The 17,016-nt window shown below is 65.9% G+C and carries 15 protein-coding genes; 7 read left to right on the forward strand and 8 right to left on the reverse strand.

The features are described 5' to 3' along the window. Window positions 1–54: 54 nt before the first annotated feature. Genes ACVWY5_RS42845 through ACVWY5_RS42860 form a run of 4 tightly spaced genes read right to left on the reverse strand, consistent with a single transcriptional unit; the run spans window position 55 to window position 3,080 of the window. Complete coding sequence (locus ACVWY5_RS42845; protein WP_028333687.1) at window positions 55–825, reverse strand: SDR family oxidoreductase; 771 nt, start codon at window positions 823–825, stop codon at window positions 55–57. Between the two features lie 31 nt (window positions 826–856). Then, window positions 857–1,711, reverse strand: coding sequence for an alpha/beta hydrolase (locus tag ACVWY5_RS42850; RefSeq protein WP_028333686.1), 855 nt, complete (start codon window positions 1,709–1,711; stop codon window positions 857–859). A gap of 40 nt (window positions 1,712–1,751) precedes the next feature. Continuing rightward, window positions 1,752–2,351 (reverse strand): TMEM175 family protein, encoded by a 600-nt coding sequence (locus ACVWY5_RS42855; protein ID WP_028333685.1) that lies wholly within the window; start codon window positions 2,349–2,351, stop codon window positions 1,752–1,754. A gap of 33 nt (window positions 2,352–2,384) precedes the next feature. After that, window positions 2,385–3,080: an alpha/beta hydrolase gene (locus ACVWY5_RS42860; RefSeq protein WP_028333684.1), complete on the reverse strand. Its 696-nt coding sequence runs from the start codon at window positions 3,078–3,080 to the stop codon at window positions 2,385–2,387. A gap of 176 nt (window positions 3,081–3,256) precedes the next feature. Between ACVWY5_RS42860 and ACVWY5_RS42865 the strand changes: the two genes are divergently transcribed. From ACVWY5_RS42865 to ACVWY5_RS42880, 4 genes are all read left to right on the forward strand, one after another. Beyond that, window positions 3,257–3,871 carry a CGNR zinc finger domain-containing protein gene (locus tag ACVWY5_RS42865; protein ID WP_038377385.1) on the forward strand — a complete coding sequence of 205 codons (615 nt, stop codon included), beginning with the start codon at window positions 3,257–3,259 and terminating at the stop codon, window positions 3,869–3,871. Window positions 3,872–3,907: 36 nt separating this feature from the next. Beyond that, on the forward strand, window positions 3,908–4,594 hold the full coding sequence (locus ACVWY5_RS42870; protein ID WP_028333682.1) for a haloacid dehalogenase type II: 687 nt from the start codon (window positions 3,908–3,910) through the stop codon (window positions 4,592–4,594). Window positions 4,595–4,772: 178 nt separating this feature from the next. Next, entirely contained in the window at window positions 4,773–5,120 is a 348-nt protein-coding gene (locus ACVWY5_RS42875) for a hypothetical protein (RefSeq protein WP_028333681.1), read from the forward strand. A 340-nt stretch (window positions 5,121–5,460) separates the two neighbouring features. Continuing rightward, window positions 5,461–7,494 (forward strand): DEAD/DEAH box helicase, encoded by a 2,034-nt coding sequence (locus tag ACVWY5_RS42880; RefSeq protein ID WP_028333680.1) that lies wholly within the window; start codon window positions 5,461–5,463, stop codon window positions 7,492–7,494. 246 nt (window positions 7,495–7,740) lie between these two features. Here ACVWY5_RS42880 and ACVWY5_RS42885 read toward each other — a convergent pair whose 3' ends face one another. Continuing rightward, a complete protein-coding gene (locus ACVWY5_RS42885; RefSeq protein WP_028333679.1) occupies window positions 7,741–9,234 on the reverse strand; it encodes a GGDEF domain-containing protein in 1,494 nt (497 codons plus the stop codon). Window positions 9,235–9,349: 115 nt separating this feature from the next. Here ACVWY5_RS42885 and ACVWY5_RS42890 point away from each other — a divergent pair, with 115 nt between their 5' ends. After that, on the forward strand, window positions 9,350–9,628 hold the full coding sequence (locus ACVWY5_RS42890) for a DUF7662 domain-containing protein (protein WP_028333678.1): 279 nt from the start codon (window positions 9,350–9,352) through the stop codon (window positions 9,626–9,628). Between the two features lie 95 nt (window positions 9,629–9,723). Here the strand turns inward: ACVWY5_RS42890 and ACVWY5_RS42895 are convergent, their stop codons facing one another. From ACVWY5_RS42895 to metG, 3 genes are all read right to left on the reverse strand, one after another. After that, window positions 9,724–12,600 carry an EAL domain-containing protein gene (locus ACVWY5_RS42895; protein WP_028333677.1) on the reverse strand — a complete coding sequence of 959 codons (2,877 nt, stop codon included), beginning with the start codon at window positions 12,598–12,600 and terminating at the stop codon, window positions 9,724–9,726. A gap of 120 nt (window positions 12,601–12,720) precedes the next feature. Continuing rightward, complete coding sequence (locus ACVWY5_RS42900; protein WP_028333676.1) at window positions 12,721–13,719, reverse strand: NAD(P)H-quinone oxidoreductase; 999 nt, start codon at window positions 13,717–13,719, stop codon at window positions 12,721–12,723. 69 nt (window positions 13,720–13,788) lie between these two features. Further along, the gene (gene metG / locus ACVWY5_RS42905; protein WP_028333675.1) at window positions 13,789–15,468 is read right to left on the reverse strand and encodes a methionine--tRNA ligase; all 1,680 of its coding nucleotides are present in this window, start codon (window positions 15,466–15,468) and stop codon (window positions 13,789–13,791) included. Window positions 15,469–15,733: 265 nt separating this feature from the next. On the opposite strand from metG, the gene ACVWY5_RS42910 reads away from it, so the two are divergent. Continuing rightward, a complete protein-coding gene (locus tag ACVWY5_RS42910) occupies window positions 15,734–15,925 on the forward strand; it encodes a DUF1192 domain-containing protein (RefSeq protein WP_016845225.1) in 192 nt (63 codons plus the stop codon). 572 nt (window positions 15,926–16,497) lie between these two features. Continuing rightward, a complete protein-coding gene (gene rcdA / locus ACVWY5_RS42915) occupies window positions 16,498–17,010 on the forward strand; it encodes a protease adaptor protein RcdA (protein ID WP_028333674.1) in 513 nt (170 codons plus the stop codon). The last annotated feature ends 6 nt before the right edge of the window (window positions 17,011–17,016 follow it).

Consider the following 17,016-nt stretch of genomic DNA (forward strand, 5'->3'; position numbering starts at 1 on the left):
CCCGCGCAGGGGGCGAAGTGATGACGGCGCGCATCGACACCAGCTCGGGCGACCTCACACCGTCCTGAACTCGCCGCCATCCATGCGCAGCACGGCGCCGGTCATCCAGCGCGCCGGCGGCGACACGGCATAGGCGACGAGGTCGGCGATCTCCTCCGGCGCGCCGAACCGCCTGATGCCGGCCTGCCTGAGGAAGCCGGCCTTGGCGGTGTCGATATCGACCTGCCTGGCCGCCGCGGCCTTCTCCAGCATCGCAAGGCGGCGTCCGGTCATCACGGCGCCCGGCGACACGCAGTTCACCTGCACGCCGTCGTCGATGCCGCGTTCGGCGAAGGCTTTTGCAAGTGCCTCGATCGCAGCGTTGATCGTGCCTACTGCGGCGGCGCCGGTGCGGGGCAGCATGGCGGCATTGCCTGACGTGAAGATGACGGCGCCTCGCGACGCTTTCAGCGCGTTCCAGGCGCGGATCGTCAGCCGCCTGGCGCCGTGAAACTTGAGCGCGAGGCCGGCGTCCCATTGCGCATCGGTCAGCTCGAACAAATCGAGCCCCGCCACTGCGCCGGCGACATTGACCAGCGTGTCGATGCGGCCGAAGCGATCCAGCGTGGCCTTGACGATTTCGTCAGCGGCATCAGGCGCGGCAAGATCGAGCTCGAGCACCAACGGAGTGCTGCCGCGACTTTCGATCTCCTGAGCTGCCTCGCGCAGCCTCTCGCCGCTGCGCGCGACGAGGACGATGGCGGAAAAATCCCGCGCGAGCCGCAGCGCGGTGGCGTGTCCGATGCCGGAGCTGGCGCCGGTCACGATGGCGACGGATGTGGTCATGTGCATTCCCCGATGGATCGGCGCGCTCGAGTCAGCGGCTCAGGAACTCGCGAATGGCTTGCGCGATCTCGGCGGCATGCGTCTCCAGCGCGAAGTGGCCGGTGTCGAGGAATTTGACGACGGCTTTTGGATTGTCGCGCTTGAACGCCTCGGCGCCCGGCGGCAGGAAGAACGGGTCGTTCTTGCCCCACACCGCGAGGAACGGCGGCTGGTGGGTACGGAAGTAAGTCTGGAAGGCCGGGTAGAGCGCGACGTTGCTCTTGTAGTCGCCGAACAGATCGAGCTGCACGTCGTGCGCGCCGGGCCGCGCCATGTAGTAGTTATCGAGGTTCTGCCCGTCCGGCGACACCGTTTGCGGATTTGATGTGCCGTGGGTGTACTGCCAGCGCGTGGTATCCGGCGTCAGGAACGCACGCAAGGCGTCGCGGTTCGCCGGCGAGGGGTCCTGCCAATAGGCCTTGATCGGCGTCCAGCCGTCGCTGAGGCCTTCCTCATAGGCGTTGCCGTTCTGTGAGATGATCGCCGTGATCCGCTCCGGATGCTTGACCGCGATGCGGAAGCCGGTCGGCGCGCCATAATCGAACACATAGACCGCGAAGCGATCGAAGCCGATCACCTCGGTAAAGCGATCGATGACGCCGGCGATGCTGTCGAAGGTGTAGTTGAACTTGTCGCGCGGCGGCATGTCCGACTGGCCGAAGCCGGGCAAATCCGGCGCCACGATGTGGAATTTGTCCGCGAGCTGCGGGATCAGATCGCGGAACATGTGACCCGCACTCGGGAAGCCGTGCAGCAGCAGCAGCTTTGGCGCGCCGGGCGAACCGGCTTCGCGATAGAAGATGTTAAAGCCATCGACATCGACGGTGCGGTATTTGACCTGAGACATCTGTCACTCCTTGTGATCGTGCGTTGGTGAGTTCCGGGACTTAGGATCTGATTTGCTTCGCGAGCCCGCTGATCGCTTCGGGACGCAGATAGAGCAGCAGGGCGCAGCACACGGTGGCAAAGCCCAGCAGCGGCATGAACGGGGCGATGGCGGCGCCGGCCGCGAACACCAGCACGGCGAGCAAGGTGCGGCGCTGCGTCCATGTCCGCACACGCTCGGAGATCAGGCTCTGGTCCGCCTGCGCCAGCACGGCCCGCTCGAAGGCGAGGTAGGCGAGGTCGATCAAGAGGAAGATCACCGCATAGACCACTACCGGCGCGGCGGCCATGTGCGATCGCGCGACCCACGCGGTGGCAAACGGCAGCAGCGAGACCGCGAACAGATGCACGAAGTTCAGCCAGATCAGCCGCGGCGTCGGCTGCCGCACCAGATGCAGCAGATGGTGATGATTGACCCAGATCACCGCGATGAACAGATAGCTTGCGGCGTAGCTGATTGCGGTCGGCCACAGCGGCAACAGGTCGGCGAATCGCGAGCCCTCCGGCGGCTTCAGCTCCAGCACCATCACCGTAATGATGACGGCGATCACCGCATCGGAAAACGCGCCGAGCCGGTCGGCCGAGAGACGTTTCTCCTGCATGGCAGCTCTCCTGTCCGAAATCGTGGGAAGAGGTCAGTGCTCTGTAACGTTCTCGACCGCTTCCCGGATGATGTCGGTGACGAGCTTCGGCGCGGTGACGATGGGGGCGTGATCGACGGGATGTGAACGCACGGTCGCCTGCATCCGCGCCGCCATGCCGCGCTGAGTCTCGGGTGCGATCATCCGGTCGTCCTCGGCGACCAGAAACCAGCTCGGGACGTCCTTCCACAGCGGGCGACCGACCGGCACGGTGATGCAGGCCGGCGAGATCGGCCGCTGCACCGCGGCGAGCACCGCGAGGTCCTCGGACCGCGCGCCTTGCGCGAACGCCGCTGCGAAAGCGGGCTCCGGCAGCCAGATCAGGCCATTGGCGTCGGGCGCGAGCTTCGGCGCGAACGGATGCGGCGGCCGGCGGTAGAATACGTCGGCGACCGTCTCGCCTTCATCCGGCGCCAGCGCCGCGACATAGACCAGCGCCTTGACGCGCGGCGAGCGGGTCTCGGCAATCACGGCGCCGGCATAGGCATGACCAACCAGCACCACCGGGCCCGCGACGCGGTCCAGGGTGCTATTCAGCGCCGCGACGTCGTCGGCGAGCGAGGTGAGGGGCAGCGGCGCCGCCACCGCCATGATGCCCTCTGCATCGAGCGCCGTGATCACCCGCGCCCAGCTCGAGCCATCGGCCCACGCGCCATGCGCAAGCACCACCCTGACATCCTTGTTCGACATTATCCGCTCCCTCGTTTCAGGCCGATTCCGGCTGTAACCGCTAAAATGCATTTGGATAGGTTACTACGCTTGTGATCCAATGTGCGTAACTTGTCAAATGGATTTTATCAGGTTACTACTGGCGCGACTGAGGAAGCCGCCAGGAGGGCGTCACCGTGCAATCCCATCCGCCCGCGATGTTCATCGCAGACAGCCTGGGCCTCGATTTCATCAATTCGATCGCGACCCCGGTCGATACGCCGGTCGACTGGATCGGCGACGGCGACGGCCTGTTGCGCTGGCTCGCGCAGGCGCAGCTGGTGCCGCCCGATGTGCTCGACGAGATCAAGGCGCACGCGACGCCTGGCGAGCTCGACGATGTCGCCGGTCAGGCCCGCGATCTGCGCGAATGGTTCCGCGGCTTCGTGCGCAAGCATATGGGCCGGCCGCTGGCGCCTCGCGCGCTCAAGGAGCTCGAGCCGCTGAACCGGCTGCTGGAAAGCGATCAGGCGTTCAGCAAGATCGTGGCGCATCGCCACAGGGACGGCGATGACGGCCATGACGGTTTCGCGCTGGAGCGGACGCGGCGCTGGCGCTCGGCCGAAACATTGCTGCTGCCGATCGGGGAAACGATGGCCAGGGTCGTCTGCGAGGAAAGCTTTTCCGACATCAAGGCGTGCGAGGGCCCGGCCTGCACGCTGATGTTCGCCGACCACACGCGGGCGCGTGCGCGCCGATGGTGCAGCATGGCGATCTGCGGCAACCGCGCCAAGCAGGCCGCGCACCGCAGCCGGATGAAGGAAAGGGGCTGAGACCAGCAAAAAGACCAACCAACGGAGGCCAACAAAATGGCGGCACTTCCCCTGATCGTGCTTGACGTCAACGAAACCCTGCTCGACCTCGAGACCATGGAGCCGGTGTTCGCGCGCATCTTCAACGACAAGAGCGCGATGCGGCTGTGGTTCGCCAACTTCATCATGTACTCGGCCTCGCTTACCGTCGCGGGGTGCTACGTGCCGTTCACCGATATCGGCGCCGCGGTCATGAAGATGCTGGCCGACACCCGCGGCATCAGGATCGACGATGCCGACAAGCAGGAGCTGACCGAGAAATTCTCCACCATGCCGCCGCACGGCGAAGTGCCCGGCGCGCTGCGCAAGCTGCGCGCCGCGGGTTTCCGTCTGTTCGCGCTGACCGACAATCTGCTCGAAGTACAGACCCGGCAGCTGACCCATGGCGGCATCGTCGATCTGTTCGAGCGGCGCTTCTCCGCCGACGGCGTCAAGCACCACAAGCCGTCACGCCAGGCCTATGGCTATGTCGAGAAGGAGCTCGGGGCAAAGCCCTCGGAGTTCTGCCTGATCGCCTGCCACACCTGGGACACGCTGGGCGCGGTCGCGGCCGGCTGGGAGGCCGCGCTGATCAGGCGTCCCGGCAACGATGTCCTCGGCGTCGGCCCGCAGCCGCAGGTCGTCGGCAATGATCTCGACGATGTCGCCGATCAGCTGATCCGCCGCTACGGCGCCAAAGGGTAACGGCACCTGACGGATTCCCGTGCGGAGGAGAGGGCAAAACGCCCCTCCAGGTCCGATCGCTCGGAAGCGCATAAAACCGGAATGAAATCCATAGCGGTTTTCAACCATGCCCCTTGAGCTTTCCTCAACTTCCGCGGCCGATGCTGCATCCGCCGCAGGGATCGAAGGAGCTCACAGCATGCCGGCCAAGGGACGAGCGACCGCGACCAACGCCACCGCGCAAGGGCGCGAGGACATCCTCAACGCGCGTGCCATCAGCACGCTGGGCGCCGGCGTCGTCAGCGCGATGAGCGCGGTCGGTGCCGCCGTCATCAAGAAGAACAAGCCGGCACTCGGCAAGAACGCGGACTGGTTCTGGCACATGTTCGCGAAATGCGAAGCCAGGGCCGCGCGCATCGCCGAGCAGGCCGCGCGCGAGCCGGAGGCCTGCGGCGATGCCACCTTCATCGAGGTCTATGCCGCGCAATTGCCGATGCTGATGACAGCGGCGCTCGAGAGCCACGAGAAGGCACTCAAGGCGAAGTGATGCCGCATCCGGGAGTTCCGCGACGGTGCTTGTCCCGTTCTCGTTCCTCTTGACCTCTCAGATGCGCCAAGGCGGCAAGTAGCGGCGGCTCTCGCCGATCGGACGGTCTTGCGGATCAGGCGAAGCCGTCACCCGCCATCGCGCTGACCGGCCCTACGGCCCCGATCGGGCAGCCCGCCTGATCCGCGCACCAGCTTTTCTGCGATGGGGCATGGCGATTTGGCGCTTCTTGGCGTAAAGCACCCCAAATCGTCATGCGGCTGTGCCGCTTGCCGGGTACGCAGCTCCAGGTCGTCCCGCTCGACGTTCTGCGCCCGGACCAGTCAAGGTTTCCCATCTCGTGCCCTTTCCGACCACAAGTTCGCCGCTCGCCCGCGCCTTGGCTGAGCGCAACTACGATCAACCGACCCCTGTGCAGCTCGCCGTGCTCGCGGCCGACGCCGTCGACCGTGACCTCCTGGTTTCGGCCCAGACCGGCTCGGGCAAGACCGTTGCCTACGGCCTGGCGATGGCAAAGGACCTGCTCGACGGCGCCGAGCGGTTCGAGCCGGCCGCCGCCCCGCTGGCTCTGATCGTCGCGCCGACCCGCGAGCTCGCCCTGCAGGTCCAGCGCGAGCTTGCTTGGCTTTATGAACACGCCGACGGCCGCGTCGTCTCCTGCGTCGGCGGCATGGATCCGCGCCGCGAGCAGCGCGAGCTTGCCGAGGGCGCCCACATCGTGGTCGGGACGCCCGGCCGGTTGTGCGACCATTTGCGGCGCGGCCGTCTCGACATTTCGGAACTCAAGGTCGTCGTGCTCGACGAGGCCGATGAAATGCTCAATCTCGGTTTCCGCGAGGATATGGAATTCATCCTCGAGACCACGCCGGACACCCGCCGCACCCTGCTGTTCTCGGCGACGTTTCCGCGCGGCATCGTCGCGCTTGCCAGGCAGTATCAGGAGCAGGCGTTCCGGATCGAGGTCGCGGGTGACGAAGGCGGCCATGCCGATATCGAGTATCGCGCCATCCGGGTAGCCGCCGACGATGTCGAGCACGCCGTCGTCAACGTGCTGCGTTTCCATGAGGCGCCGAGCGCGCTGGTGTTTTGCAACACCCGAGAAGCCGTCCGGCATTTGCAGGCGGCGCTGCTCGAGCGCGGATTCTCCGTCGCCGCGCTGTCGGGCGAAATGACCCAGAACGAGCGGACCCAGGCGCTGCAGGCGTTGCGCGACGGACGGTCGCGGGTTTGCGTCGCGACCGACGTCGCGGCGCGCGGCATCGACCTGCCGAGCCTCGATCTCGTCATTCACGCGGATCTGCCGAAAGACCCGGAGGTCATGCAACATCGCTCGGGCCGCACCGGCCGCGCCGGCCGCAAGGGCGTCAGCATCCTGCTGGTGCCCCCGGCACGGCGGCGGCGCGCCGAATTGCTGCTCGATCTCGCCGGCATCGATGTGGTCTGGGGCTCCGCGCCGCAGGCGGAGGAGATCCGCAAGCTCGACCATGATCGCCTGCTGCAGGATGCAGTGTTCTCCGAAGAGGCGACATCAGACGATCTGGCGCTGGCGCAGGCTTTGCTCGCCGAACGCGCGCCCGATGCGATTGCCGCAGCGCTCGCCCGGCTCTACCGCGCGCGGCTGCCTGCGCCCGAAGACATTCTCGATCCCGGCGAGGGACGCGGTCGGGACCGCGACGATCGCCGCGGTGAGCGCGCCTCGCGCCGCGATGATCGTGCCGCCGGGCCGCGATCGAAGACCGGCAAGTCATCCGCGCGTCATGGCATGGAGGAGGCGACCGTCTGGTTCCGCGCCGCGATCGGACGCCGGAAGAATGCCGAGGCCCGCTGGCTGCTGCCGATGATTTGCCGCCGTGGCGGCATCGACAAGCGCGACATCGGCGCGATCAAGATCATGGATACGACCACCGAGTTCGAGATCGCCGCGCGGGTCGCGGATTCCTTCGCGGTCAAGATCAAGCGTCCGGACAAGGAAGACAGCATCCGCATCGAGCCGCTGGCGGGCGCGCCGCAGGGAGAGGTGCGCGAGAAGCCGGCGCGCAAGCCCTGGCGCGACGACGACGGCGTCGCATACAGCGCGCCGCGCGCCGAGGGTGCAGGAAAGCGGCGCGGCACGCCGGACCGCGACGCCAGAGCATTTTCGAGCGAAGGCGCGAGCGGTTCGCGTCAGGAACACGCTTCAAAAAAGGAATCCAGGGACTCGTTCCGATCCGATCGGGACGGAAAAGGCTTCAGGCCGAAATCCGGCGACGAGCCGCGGTTCGGAAAGAAAAAGAAGCATCCAGGCAAGTCCAGCCACGCCGGACACACGCAGTGGCCGGACGTGTCGGCGAAGCCGAAGTTCGGCAAGAAGCCAAAGAAGAAGCGGCGGGGCTGAGGCGGTGTGCGTGTGTATCAGTCTCGCCGCTGCAACAAACTCAGTGTCGTCCCGGGCAAGCGCAGCGCGACCCGGGACCCATAACCACCGATGCTTGCTGCTGCGTAACGCTGGAGCCACAGCTCGTTTCGACAACGAAGCCATGTGATTATGGGTCCCTGCTTTCGCAGGGACGACGATGTGGAGAGAGCTCCGCGTTCAACTCTATTGCGCGTGAAGCCCGGCATTTTGCAGCCGCTTGGCCCCTCACGCCACCAGCGCGATCTTCGGCACGGTTGCGAGCACCGACTGGTTGCGGCCGTTGGCCTTGGCGGCGTAGAGCGCCTTGTCGGCGGCCTCGATCAGATCGGACCATTGCTGGCCCGCGGTCGGCCGCATGCTGGCGACGCCGATGCTGACTGTTGTGATCAGTTCGCCCGCGCACCATTGCTGGACCTTGTGGCGGATGGTCTCGGCCAGGTTGAAGGCCTCGAGCGCGGTCATGTTGGGCAGCAGCACGGCGAATTCCTCGCCGCCGAAGCGCGCCGGGCAATCGCCGGCGCGGCGCACCGCATCCGAAATGCAGATCGCGATCCCGACCAGCACCTGGTCGCCGGCCTGATGCCCATAGGTGTCGTTGTAGGCCTTGAAATGATCGGCATCGATCATCAAGAGCGCGACCGGCTGGCCGTAACGGCCGGCACGGCGCCATTCGCGCTCGATCTCGCCGTCGAACTTGCGCCGATTCTTCAGGCCGGTGAGGGCGTCGGTGGTCGCCATCTCCTCGAGCTTGTCCTCGGCGTCGGCGCGGCGGACGATCTCGCGGGCGAGCACCAGCGTTGCGCTGAGCACGAACAGGATCAGAAACGCCATGATCGCGCCGATGCGAATGGCCTCGGTGCGCCAGAGGTTGAAAACGGCTTCGAGCGGCTTGCCGACCACCACGTAAAGCGGCCCGGAGCTGCTGCGCCTGACATAGAGCCGCGGTATGTCGTCGACCGGGCCCTTGCCTGAGAAGGCGCGGCCCGCCTTCAGGTTCTCGGCCTTCCAGTCCAGCTGCTCCGCGAGGTTCTTGCCGATCACATCGAGATCGAACGGCGTCCGCATGATGATGGTGCGGTCGTTGCGCAACACGGTGATGGTGTCGCCCGGCATGAGGTTCAGCCGCCCGAACAGATCGTGGAAATAGCTGAAGCGGATCGAGCCGACCACGACGCCGAGGAAGCGGCCCTCGTCGTCGACGATGCGCCGGCTCAGCACGATGGCGTAGGCGCCGCGATGCAGCATCGGCCGGCTGATGTAAAGGCCGGCATCGGGATTGTCGCGCTGGACCGTGAAATACTCCTCGTCGCTGCGGTTCTCCGGCCGCGGATCGAGGCTCGCCGCGTCGATGGTCAAATTGCCCTTGGTGTCGAACACCTGGATCGCACCGAAATGTTTTGCGGTCGCGGCGTGATCGAACAGGATCAGCTGGCGCAGTTCCTTGCTGATATTGCGGATCTCCGGCATCTCGAGATTGCTGGCGACCGCGCGCAGCGACAGGTCGTAGAGCTCGATGTTGCGGCTGATATCGGCCTCGATGCCCGACGCCAGATTCTCCAGGGTGCGGCGGGCCAGTTGCTCCTCGCCGCGGCGCATGTCGAACATCACGCCGGCGCAGACCGCGGAAAAGCCGAGGACGGTCGCAACCGACGCCGCGATCAGCAGCTTTGCCGATAGCCGCCAGCGCCGCCTTGCGTCGTTTCCCCGTCGAAATGACATGTCCCGCTCCAATGCGCCGTCATGCAACGGGAAATCTTGTTGTCGCCTTAAATGGCGACAGCGGCCGCCGAATGGGTTAACGGGTGGTTGCCGGACTTTTGTCATCGAGGACGTTGTGAACGACTACGACGCATTGCGGGATTATCTGAAGAAGCAGCATCTGCCTGAATTCGTGCTGACCTTCGAGGAGATCGAGGCGATCATCGATGCGGCACTGCCGCGCGCCGCGCACCGGGCCTCGTGGTGGGAGACGTTGCGCAGCCCGCAGGAGAGGATGCCGCAGCGCGAGGCCTGCCTCGAGGCCGGCTACATCGCCACCCGCCAGGCCGACGGCAAGAGCGTCAAGTTCAAGCGAATGCCCAACCGTCGTCCCGGCGAACGCCGGGACCCATAACCACAGGGCGTTGTCGTTACGAAGGCAACTGGCCCCAGCGCGTCATGGATGGGCCTCGGCGAATGGGTCCCGGCTCAAGGCCGGGACGACAAGAGCTAGCTCGCGGCTTCCAGCCGTTCCTCGGTGAGGAGCCGGGTCGCCGCATCCGCGTCCATCGGCTCGCCGAAGGCAAAGCCCTGGGCGTATTCGCAGCCGAGCTGGTAGAGCTCGACGGCATCCGAATCCGTCTCGGCGCCTTCCGCGACCACCTCCATGCCGAGATCGTGCGCCAGCGCGATGATCGATTTCAGGATCACCGGGCGGGTGCCGCGGCTGGTGGTGCGGACGAAGGATTGGTCGATCTTGATGGTGTCGAACGGGAAGCGCTGCAGATAGGACAGTGAGGAGTGGCCGGTGCCGAAATCGTCGAGCGACAGCCCGGTGCCAAGCTCGCGGATCCGCGCCAGCATCTGGGCGGCGTGCTCCGGGTTCTCCATGACCAGCGATTCCGTCAGCTCCAGCTTCAGCGTGCCGCGCGCCACCGAGGAGCGCGACAGCACGGTGCGGATATCGTGGATCAGATCGTGGCGCAGCAGCTGCCGCGACGACACGTTGACCGATGCGAAGATCGGCTCGCGGGCGCGCATCGCGCGCTGCCACACCGCGAGCTGGCGCGCGGTCTGGTCCATCACGAACATGCCGAGATCGACGATCAGGCCGGTCTCCTCGGCGACGTTGATGAACTCCGACGGTGACATCCGTCCGAGCTTGGGATGATCCCAGCGCGCCAGCGCCTCGAAGCCGGCGATCGCGCGATCCTCCAGCCGCACGATCGGCTGGTACAGGATCGTGATCTCCTGCCGCTCGATGGCGCGGCGCAGGTCGCTCTCCAGCGTCAGGCGGTCGGTCTTGCGCGCCCGCATCGCCGGCTTGTAGACGTCGATGCGATCGCCGCCGATCCGCTTGGAATGATACATCGCAAGCTCGGCGTCCTTGATGATCTCGTCGGTCAGCGGCGCCGCGGGGTCGGACAGCGCAAGCCCTATCGAGGCGGTCAGGAAGATCTCGCGGTCGTTGAACGCGATCGGGGCGCGGATGGTCTTGCGGATGGTCTCGGCGAAATTGGTGATCCGTGCCGGGTCCTGCTCCGACAGCAGGATCAGGCCGAACTGGTCGCCGGCCATGCGCGCCAGCGTGTCCTGCGGCTTGAGGATGCGGGTCAGCCGTCGCGCCAGCGTCAGCAAAATGGAATCGCCGACCGCAATCCCGACGGAATCGTTGACCTGCTTGAAGCGGTCGAGGTCGATCACCATCAGGGTCGGCCGCAGGTTCGGCATGGTCTTGGCGAGATTCGCCACCGCGCCGAGGCGGTCCATGAACAGCCGGCGGTTCGGAAGGCCGGTCAGGTTGTCATGGACGGAGTCATGAAGCATCCGCTCTTCGGAGTTCTTGAACTCGGTGACGTCGGTGAGGGTGCCGACCACGCGCGAAACCTCGCCGTCGGAGCCGACCACCGGCCGCGCCTTGAGCGCGAACCACATGAAGTGACCGTCCGGCGTGCGCAGCCGGAAATCCTGCACCAGGCGGCCGCGGCGCTGGTCGAGCACGCTGTCGAGCGCGGCGCGGAAGCGGTCCTGGTCGAGCGGGTGCAGCACCTCGAGCCACTTCGCCGCCGGGCCTTCCAGCGTGCCGCGCTTGAGGCCGAGCAGGGCCTCGGTCTCGGGGCTGGTGAACACCTTGTCGGCTGACACGTCCCAATCCCAGATCAGGTCGCCGGAGCCGGTCAGCGCCAGCGCCCGGCGCTCGACATCGGAGACGACGCCGGTGGTGGCGCCGCCGCCGGCGAAGGCGTGCTGCATCACCGTGAATCCGATCAGCATCACGATCAGCACCAGGCCGCCGAGCAGTGCGGGGCCGACGATGTCGTTGGTGACGGAGCCTGCGACCGTCATGCCGGCCGCGACCACCCAGACCACCAGCAGGAACCAGGTCGGGATCAACAACACCGCGCGGTCGAAGCCGTGGGTCGAGAGATAGACGATCAGCGCGAAGCCGGCGAAGGCGATCATGACCAGCGACATGCGCGCGATGCCGGAGGCGACCGCGGGATCGAACAGCGCCAGCGCGACCAGCGAGCCGAGGAAGACCAGCCAGCCGATCGTGATGTGCGAGTAGCGGACGTGCCAGCGACTCAAATTCAGATAGGCGAACAGGAACACCAGCAGTGTCGCGGCGAGGATCGCCTCGCCCGCCGCGCGCCAGACGCGCTCGGCGTTGTTCGACATGTCGAGCACCTTGCCCCAGAAGCCGAAGTCGACGCCGATATAGACCAGCACCGCCCAGGCCAGCGCCGCGGCGGCCGGGAACATGATGCTGCCCTTGACCACAAACAAGATCGTGAGCACGAGCGCGAGCAGGCCCGAGATGCCGATCACGATGCCCTGGTACAGCGTGAACGAGTTGACCTTGTCCTTGTAGGCGTCAGGTTCCCACAGATAGAGCTGCGGCAGCTTGTCGGTGCGCAGTTCCGCGACATAGGTGACGACGGCGCCGGGATCGAGCGTGATGCGGAACACGTCGGCGGTCGGGCTCTCCTGCCGCTCCGGACGATCGCCGACCGACGGCGTGATGGTGGCGATGCGCGACAGGCCGAGGTCGGGCCACAGCAGGCCGGACGACACGATGCGGTAGTGCGGCGCGACGATCAGACGGTCGAGCTGGTCGTCGGTGTTGTTGGCAAGCGCGAACACCACCCAGTTCTGGCCGCCTTCGCGGGCGCGAACCTCGATGCGGCGCACGATGCCGTCGGTTCCGGGCGCGGTGGAGACCTGGATGCGGTCGGTTTCACTGCGCTGATGGTCGAGAACCGCCGTCAAATCGATCGCCGGCGCATCGCTGCGCACGCTGACCGCGTCGATCGCATACGCGGCAGGCGCGGCGGCAAACATCATGAGGCCCAGCGCGAGCAGCGCAAGGCACCTGATCAGACGCAATGTCAGTACTCCGCGATCGACAAACTGACCGGGCCCGGCAACCGGCCCGGCGGTGGCGCGATAAATGACACGAAAGCGAAGGGAATCAAAGGGTTTCCGCCCCTGCTTCCGTCGCGAGGGTTAAACCGCCAACACAATTTTGCCAATATGTTCGCTGGTCTCCATGCGCCGGTGCGCGTCGGCGGCCTTTTCCAGCGGGAATGTGCTGTCCATCAGCGGTTTGACGCGGCCTTCGCGCAGCAAGGGCAGCACCTTTGCCTCGATCGCCGCGACCATCGCCGCCTTGTCCGCATTACTACGGGGGCGCAGCGTCGAGCCGGTGTGGTGCAGCCGCTTGACCATCAGCTTGGCGAAATTGGCTGAGGCCTTCGGTGTTCCCGACAGGAACGCGATCTGGACGATGCGGCCCTCGACCGCGGCGGCGTCGTAGTTCCGGTCGATATAGTCGCCGCCCACCATGTCGAGGATGACATTGGCGCCGTTGCCGCCGGTGGCCTTCTTCACCGCCTCGACGAAATCCTCGGTCTTGTAGTTGACCGCGTGATCGGCGCCGAGCTTGAGGCAGGCATCGGCCTTGTCCTGCGAGCCGACGGTGACGATCACCTTGGCGCCGAACGCCTTGGCAAGCTGGATCGCCATCGTGCCGATGCCCGACGAGCCGCCGTGGATCAGCAGCGTCTCCCCGGCCTGGAGCGCGCCGCGCTCGAACACATTGTGCCAGACGGTCATCAGCGTTTCCGGAATCGCGCCGGCTTCCTGCATCGACAGCGAGGGCGGCACGGTCATCGCCTGCGCGTCCTGCGCGATGCAATATTGCGCGTAGCCGCCGCCGGCGACCAGCGACATCACCTTGTCGCCGATTTTGTGCTTTGCGCCTTCGCCGAGCGCGACCACTTCGCCCGCGATTTCGAGGCCGGGCAGGTCGCTGGCGCCGGGCGGCGGCGGATAGGAGCCGGAGCGCTGCGCGACGTCGGGACGATTGACGCCGGCGGCCGCGACCTTGACCAAAATCTCGCCGGCCTTCGGCACCGGCACCGCGCGGGTCTCCGGCACCAGCACCTCAGGGCCACCCGGCTTGCTGATGGCAACGACGGTCATTTGCGCGGGCAGATTTGGCATGGCTGGTCCCTGGTCAATGGAGAGGATTGGCGGATGGCATACCGCCTTTTCCACCGAAGCGAAACGCCATTAAGCCCCGAACCGCGCCGTGAGCTGGCCGGCTCGCTCAGGCGTGATTTTCTCGACCAGCGGGCCGAGCCTTGAGACGGGCGTGCCCGCGCCACGATCCAGCAGCGGAACGAGTGGGCCAGTGGGCCAGCACGGCACGGCATCATTGCGACCGAGCGCGCCGAGCACGTGCGCCGCGAGGTGAGGCACGATGCTCCACGCCAGCGTGGCGCTGAGCGCGACGAGATTGAGCCCGACGCGGGTGATGACCGCCGCGCGGACCGGATCGGACTTGATCGCCGTCCATGGCGCTGCGTGCTGCAGGTAAGCATTCGCGGTGTCCCAGATCGTGCGGGTCGCGGCCGCAGCGGCGCGAAACTCCAGCGCCGTGTGATGGCGGTGCAGCGCTGCGATGCGCTGCTCCAGTTCAAGCGCGAGTTGGCGCTCGGCATCGCCGGGAGCGCCACCATCCGGGATGTGACCGTCGAAGGCGCGATGCGCGAAGCTGATGATGCGGTTGGCGAGATTGCCGAAGATGTCGGCGAGATCCTTGTTCACATCGGCAACGAACCGGGTGACGCTGAAATCTGTGTCGGCGCTCTCCGGCGCGTTGGCGATCAGCCACCAGCGCCAGAGATCGGCCGGCAATTCCTCCAGCGCCGCATCGGTGAAGATGCCGCGCTTCCTGCTGGTCGAGAACTTGCCGCCCTCGTAATTCAGCCAATGGAATCCCTTGATCACATCGGCGGTCTTCCACGGTTCGCCGGAGCCGATCAGCGTCGCCGGAAAGCTCACGGTGTGGAACGGGATGTTGTCCTTGCCGAGAAACTGGATGTAGCTGACGTCATCGGCCTGCCACCACCATTGCCGCCAGTCGCGGCCAGGCGCGGCGTCGGCCCATTCCTGTGTCGCCGCGATGTAGCCGATCGGCGCGTCGAACCAGACATAGAACACCTTGCCGTCGAAGCCGTCGCGCGGCACCGCGATGCCCCAGGCGAGATCGCGGGTGATGCAGCGGTCGCGCAGCTCCGCATTGAGCCAGCCCTTCGCGGTCGACACCACGAAGGGCGGCCACCCGGTGCGGCTGTCGATCCATGCGCCGATGCTGTCGACCAGCTGCGACTGGCGCAGATAAAGATGACGGCTGTCGCGGATCTCGAGCGCGCGGTCGCCTGATAGCGCCGAGCGGGGATCGATGAGGTCCGGCGGGTCGAGCAGCGTGCCGCAATGGTCGCATTGATCGCCGCGCGCACCGGCGTCGCCGCAATGCGGACAGGTGCCGAGCACGTAGCGGTCGGGCAGGAAGCGCCGGTCGGCCGGCGAGAACACCTGTCGCGAAGTGCGTGCTTCGATCAGCCCGGCGTCATCGAGCCGGCGATAGAAGTGCTGCGTCAGCACATGGTTGTGCGACGAGCTGGTGCGGCCGAAATGATCGAAGGACAGGCCGAAACGCCGGTAGATGTCGGCCTGGACGGCGTGCTGCGCGGCGCAGAACGCCCGGACCTCCTGTCCGGCCTCGATGGCGCCGAGCTCGGCCGGCGTGCCGTGCTCGTCGGTCGCGCAGATGAAGAGCACATCGCAGCCGGTCTGGCGGCGGAAGCGGGCGTGGACGTCGGCGGGCAGCAGCGAGCCGACGAGGTTGCCGAGATGCTTGACGCCGTTGACGTAGGGCAGCGCGCTGGTGATGAGAATCCTGGTCATGGGTGCAGTCTTTCACGTTCGGTGATGCCGATCCCGGACAATCAAAAATCAAAAAGCCCTCCCGCATGATCGGAAGGGCTTGGGGTCGGCTCATGCCTCGCGCGCAGGCGCGCAACTATCCCGTCCGGTCAGACTCCTTGCGGTCGGGCCGGGGCATTCGCGTCAGATGTTGCGCGCACACGAAAGTCACTGCAAAATTCTCCTCTGGACGGATATCTATCATCGCTGGGCGCAGGGCGCCAGATCAGCATCGCGGGGAAGACACATGCCGATTGAGGATGAGGACCGGCCGCGGAAGAAAATCAGCCACGAGATCGGACAGGATCTCTCGCTGCTGTCGGTCGAGGAATTGACCGAGCGCATCGCGCTGCTCAACGCCGAAGTCGATCGCCTGAAAGAAGCGATGACGAAGAAGCGCGCGTCGAAGGACGCCGCCAACGCGTTCTTCAAGTCGTAGGTCGCCACATCACTCGGTCCTCGTAGCCCGGATGGAGCGAAGCGCAATCCGGGGCCGCGCTATCCGCGGATGGACCGTTCCCGGATTTCGCTGCGCTCCATCCGGGCTACGCTGCTCTACCTCCCCTTGAAAAGGGGAGGTCGCTTTGCTCACCAGAGCAAAGCGGGTGGGGATCAGCTCTCTCCAAATACGCCGTCGCCTGCGGTTGACCCCCATCCGACCTTCCCCCTTTCAGGGGGAAGAAGAGACCTGTCCCAAACTAGGTCAATGGCCGACATGGCAAACAAAGCGTCAAGAAATCCGTTCATTTACGATCGGTTAAGCTTTCTCGATTATGACTGCATTGTCCTCGTTTGGACACCGAGTGGCTCCTGTCCACTCTGTTTGACGCCTCCCTGTTATCAACTTCAAAAGCCGCCGGAAACGGCGGCTCTTTTTTGTGCGTCCTATCGGCTGGAAACCATAAATCCGGTTGCGGCTGGACTCTTCGGCGCGCCCGCGCAATGATTTGTTCATCATAAGCTGGCGCGTCAGATGCCAGCGGGCGTTACGGTGGTGTGAGGGCGTTAACCATGGCCGATCGTTCCCAGAGCGAAGCCGGGCTTGTACTGTTCAGTGAACGGCTGACCAATTCTGCGGCATTCGGCGTGCTGTTCCGGGAAGGCATGGATCTGGTCGAGCAGACCGCCGCCTATCTCGACGGTGACGGACGTGCCGAGGCCAAGGCGCTCGAACGGTCCGTGAGCCTGACCTATGCCACCGAAAGCATGCGCCTGACCACGCGGCTGATGCAGCTCGCCTCCTGGCTGCTGCTGCATCGCGCGGTCAAGGAAGGCGAGATGACGCTGACCCAGGCCAATCGCGAAAAGACCAAGGTGAAGCTGTCGGCCGCCGATCCCGGCCCAGCCGACATGGTGACCAAGCTGCCCGAGCAATTGCAGCAGCTGATCGCCCGTTCGATGGATCTGCAGGCGCGCGTCCGCCGCCTCGACACCACGATCCACGCGCCGGCGCCGGATCGCTCGACCATCGGCAACCCGCTGGTGCCGCAGCTCAACCGCCTCAAGGCGGCGTTCGAGCAGTAATCCGGA

It is taken from the genome of Bradyrhizobium sp. USDA 3256 (genome assembly GCF_054058275.1).

Coding starts and splice junctions, on each gene's coding strand:
- ACVWY5_RS42845 (WP_028333687.1), bottom strand. CDS start 825: ATGACCACATCCGTCGCCATCGTGACCGGCGCCAGCTCCGGCATCGGA.
- ACVWY5_RS42850 (WP_028333686.1), bottom strand. CDS start 1,711: ATGTCTCAGGTCAAATACCGCACCGTCGATGTCGATGGCTTTAACATC.
- ACVWY5_RS42855 (WP_028333685.1), bottom strand. CDS start 2,351: ATGCAGGAGAAACGTCTCTCGGCCGACCGGCTCGGCGCGTTTTCCGAT.
- ACVWY5_RS42860 (WP_028333684.1), bottom strand. CDS start 3,080: ATGTCGAACAAGGATGTCAGGGTGGTGCTTGCGCATGGCGCGTGGGCC.
- ACVWY5_RS42865 (WP_038377385.1), top strand. CDS start 3,257: ATGTTCATCGCAGACAGCCTGGGCCTCGATTTCATCAATTCGATCGCG.
- ACVWY5_RS42870 (WP_028333682.1), top strand. CDS start 3,908: ATGGCGGCACTTCCCCTGATCGTGCTTGACGTCAACGAAACCCTGCTC.
- ACVWY5_RS42875 (WP_028333681.1), top strand. CDS start 4,773: ATGCCGGCCAAGGGACGAGCGACCGCGACCAACGCCACCGCGCAAGGG.
- ACVWY5_RS42885 (WP_028333679.1), bottom strand. CDS start 9,234: ATGTCATTTCGACGGGGAAACGACGCAAGGCGGCGCTGGCGGCTATCG.
- ACVWY5_RS42900 (WP_028333676.1), bottom strand. CDS start 13,719: ATGCCAAATCTGCCCGCGCAAATGACCGTCGTTGCCATCAGCAAGCCG.
- metG (WP_028333675.1), bottom strand. CDS start 15,468: ATGACCAGGATTCTCATCACCAGCGCGCTGCCCTACGTCAACGGCGTC.
- ACVWY5_RS42910 (WP_016845225.1), top strand. CDS start 15,734: ATGCCGATTGAGGATGAGGACCGGCCGCGGAAGAAAATCAGCCACGAG.
- rcdA (WP_028333674.1), top strand. CDS start 16,498: ATGGCCGATCGTTCCCAGAGCGAAGCCGGGCTTGTACTGTTCAGTGAA.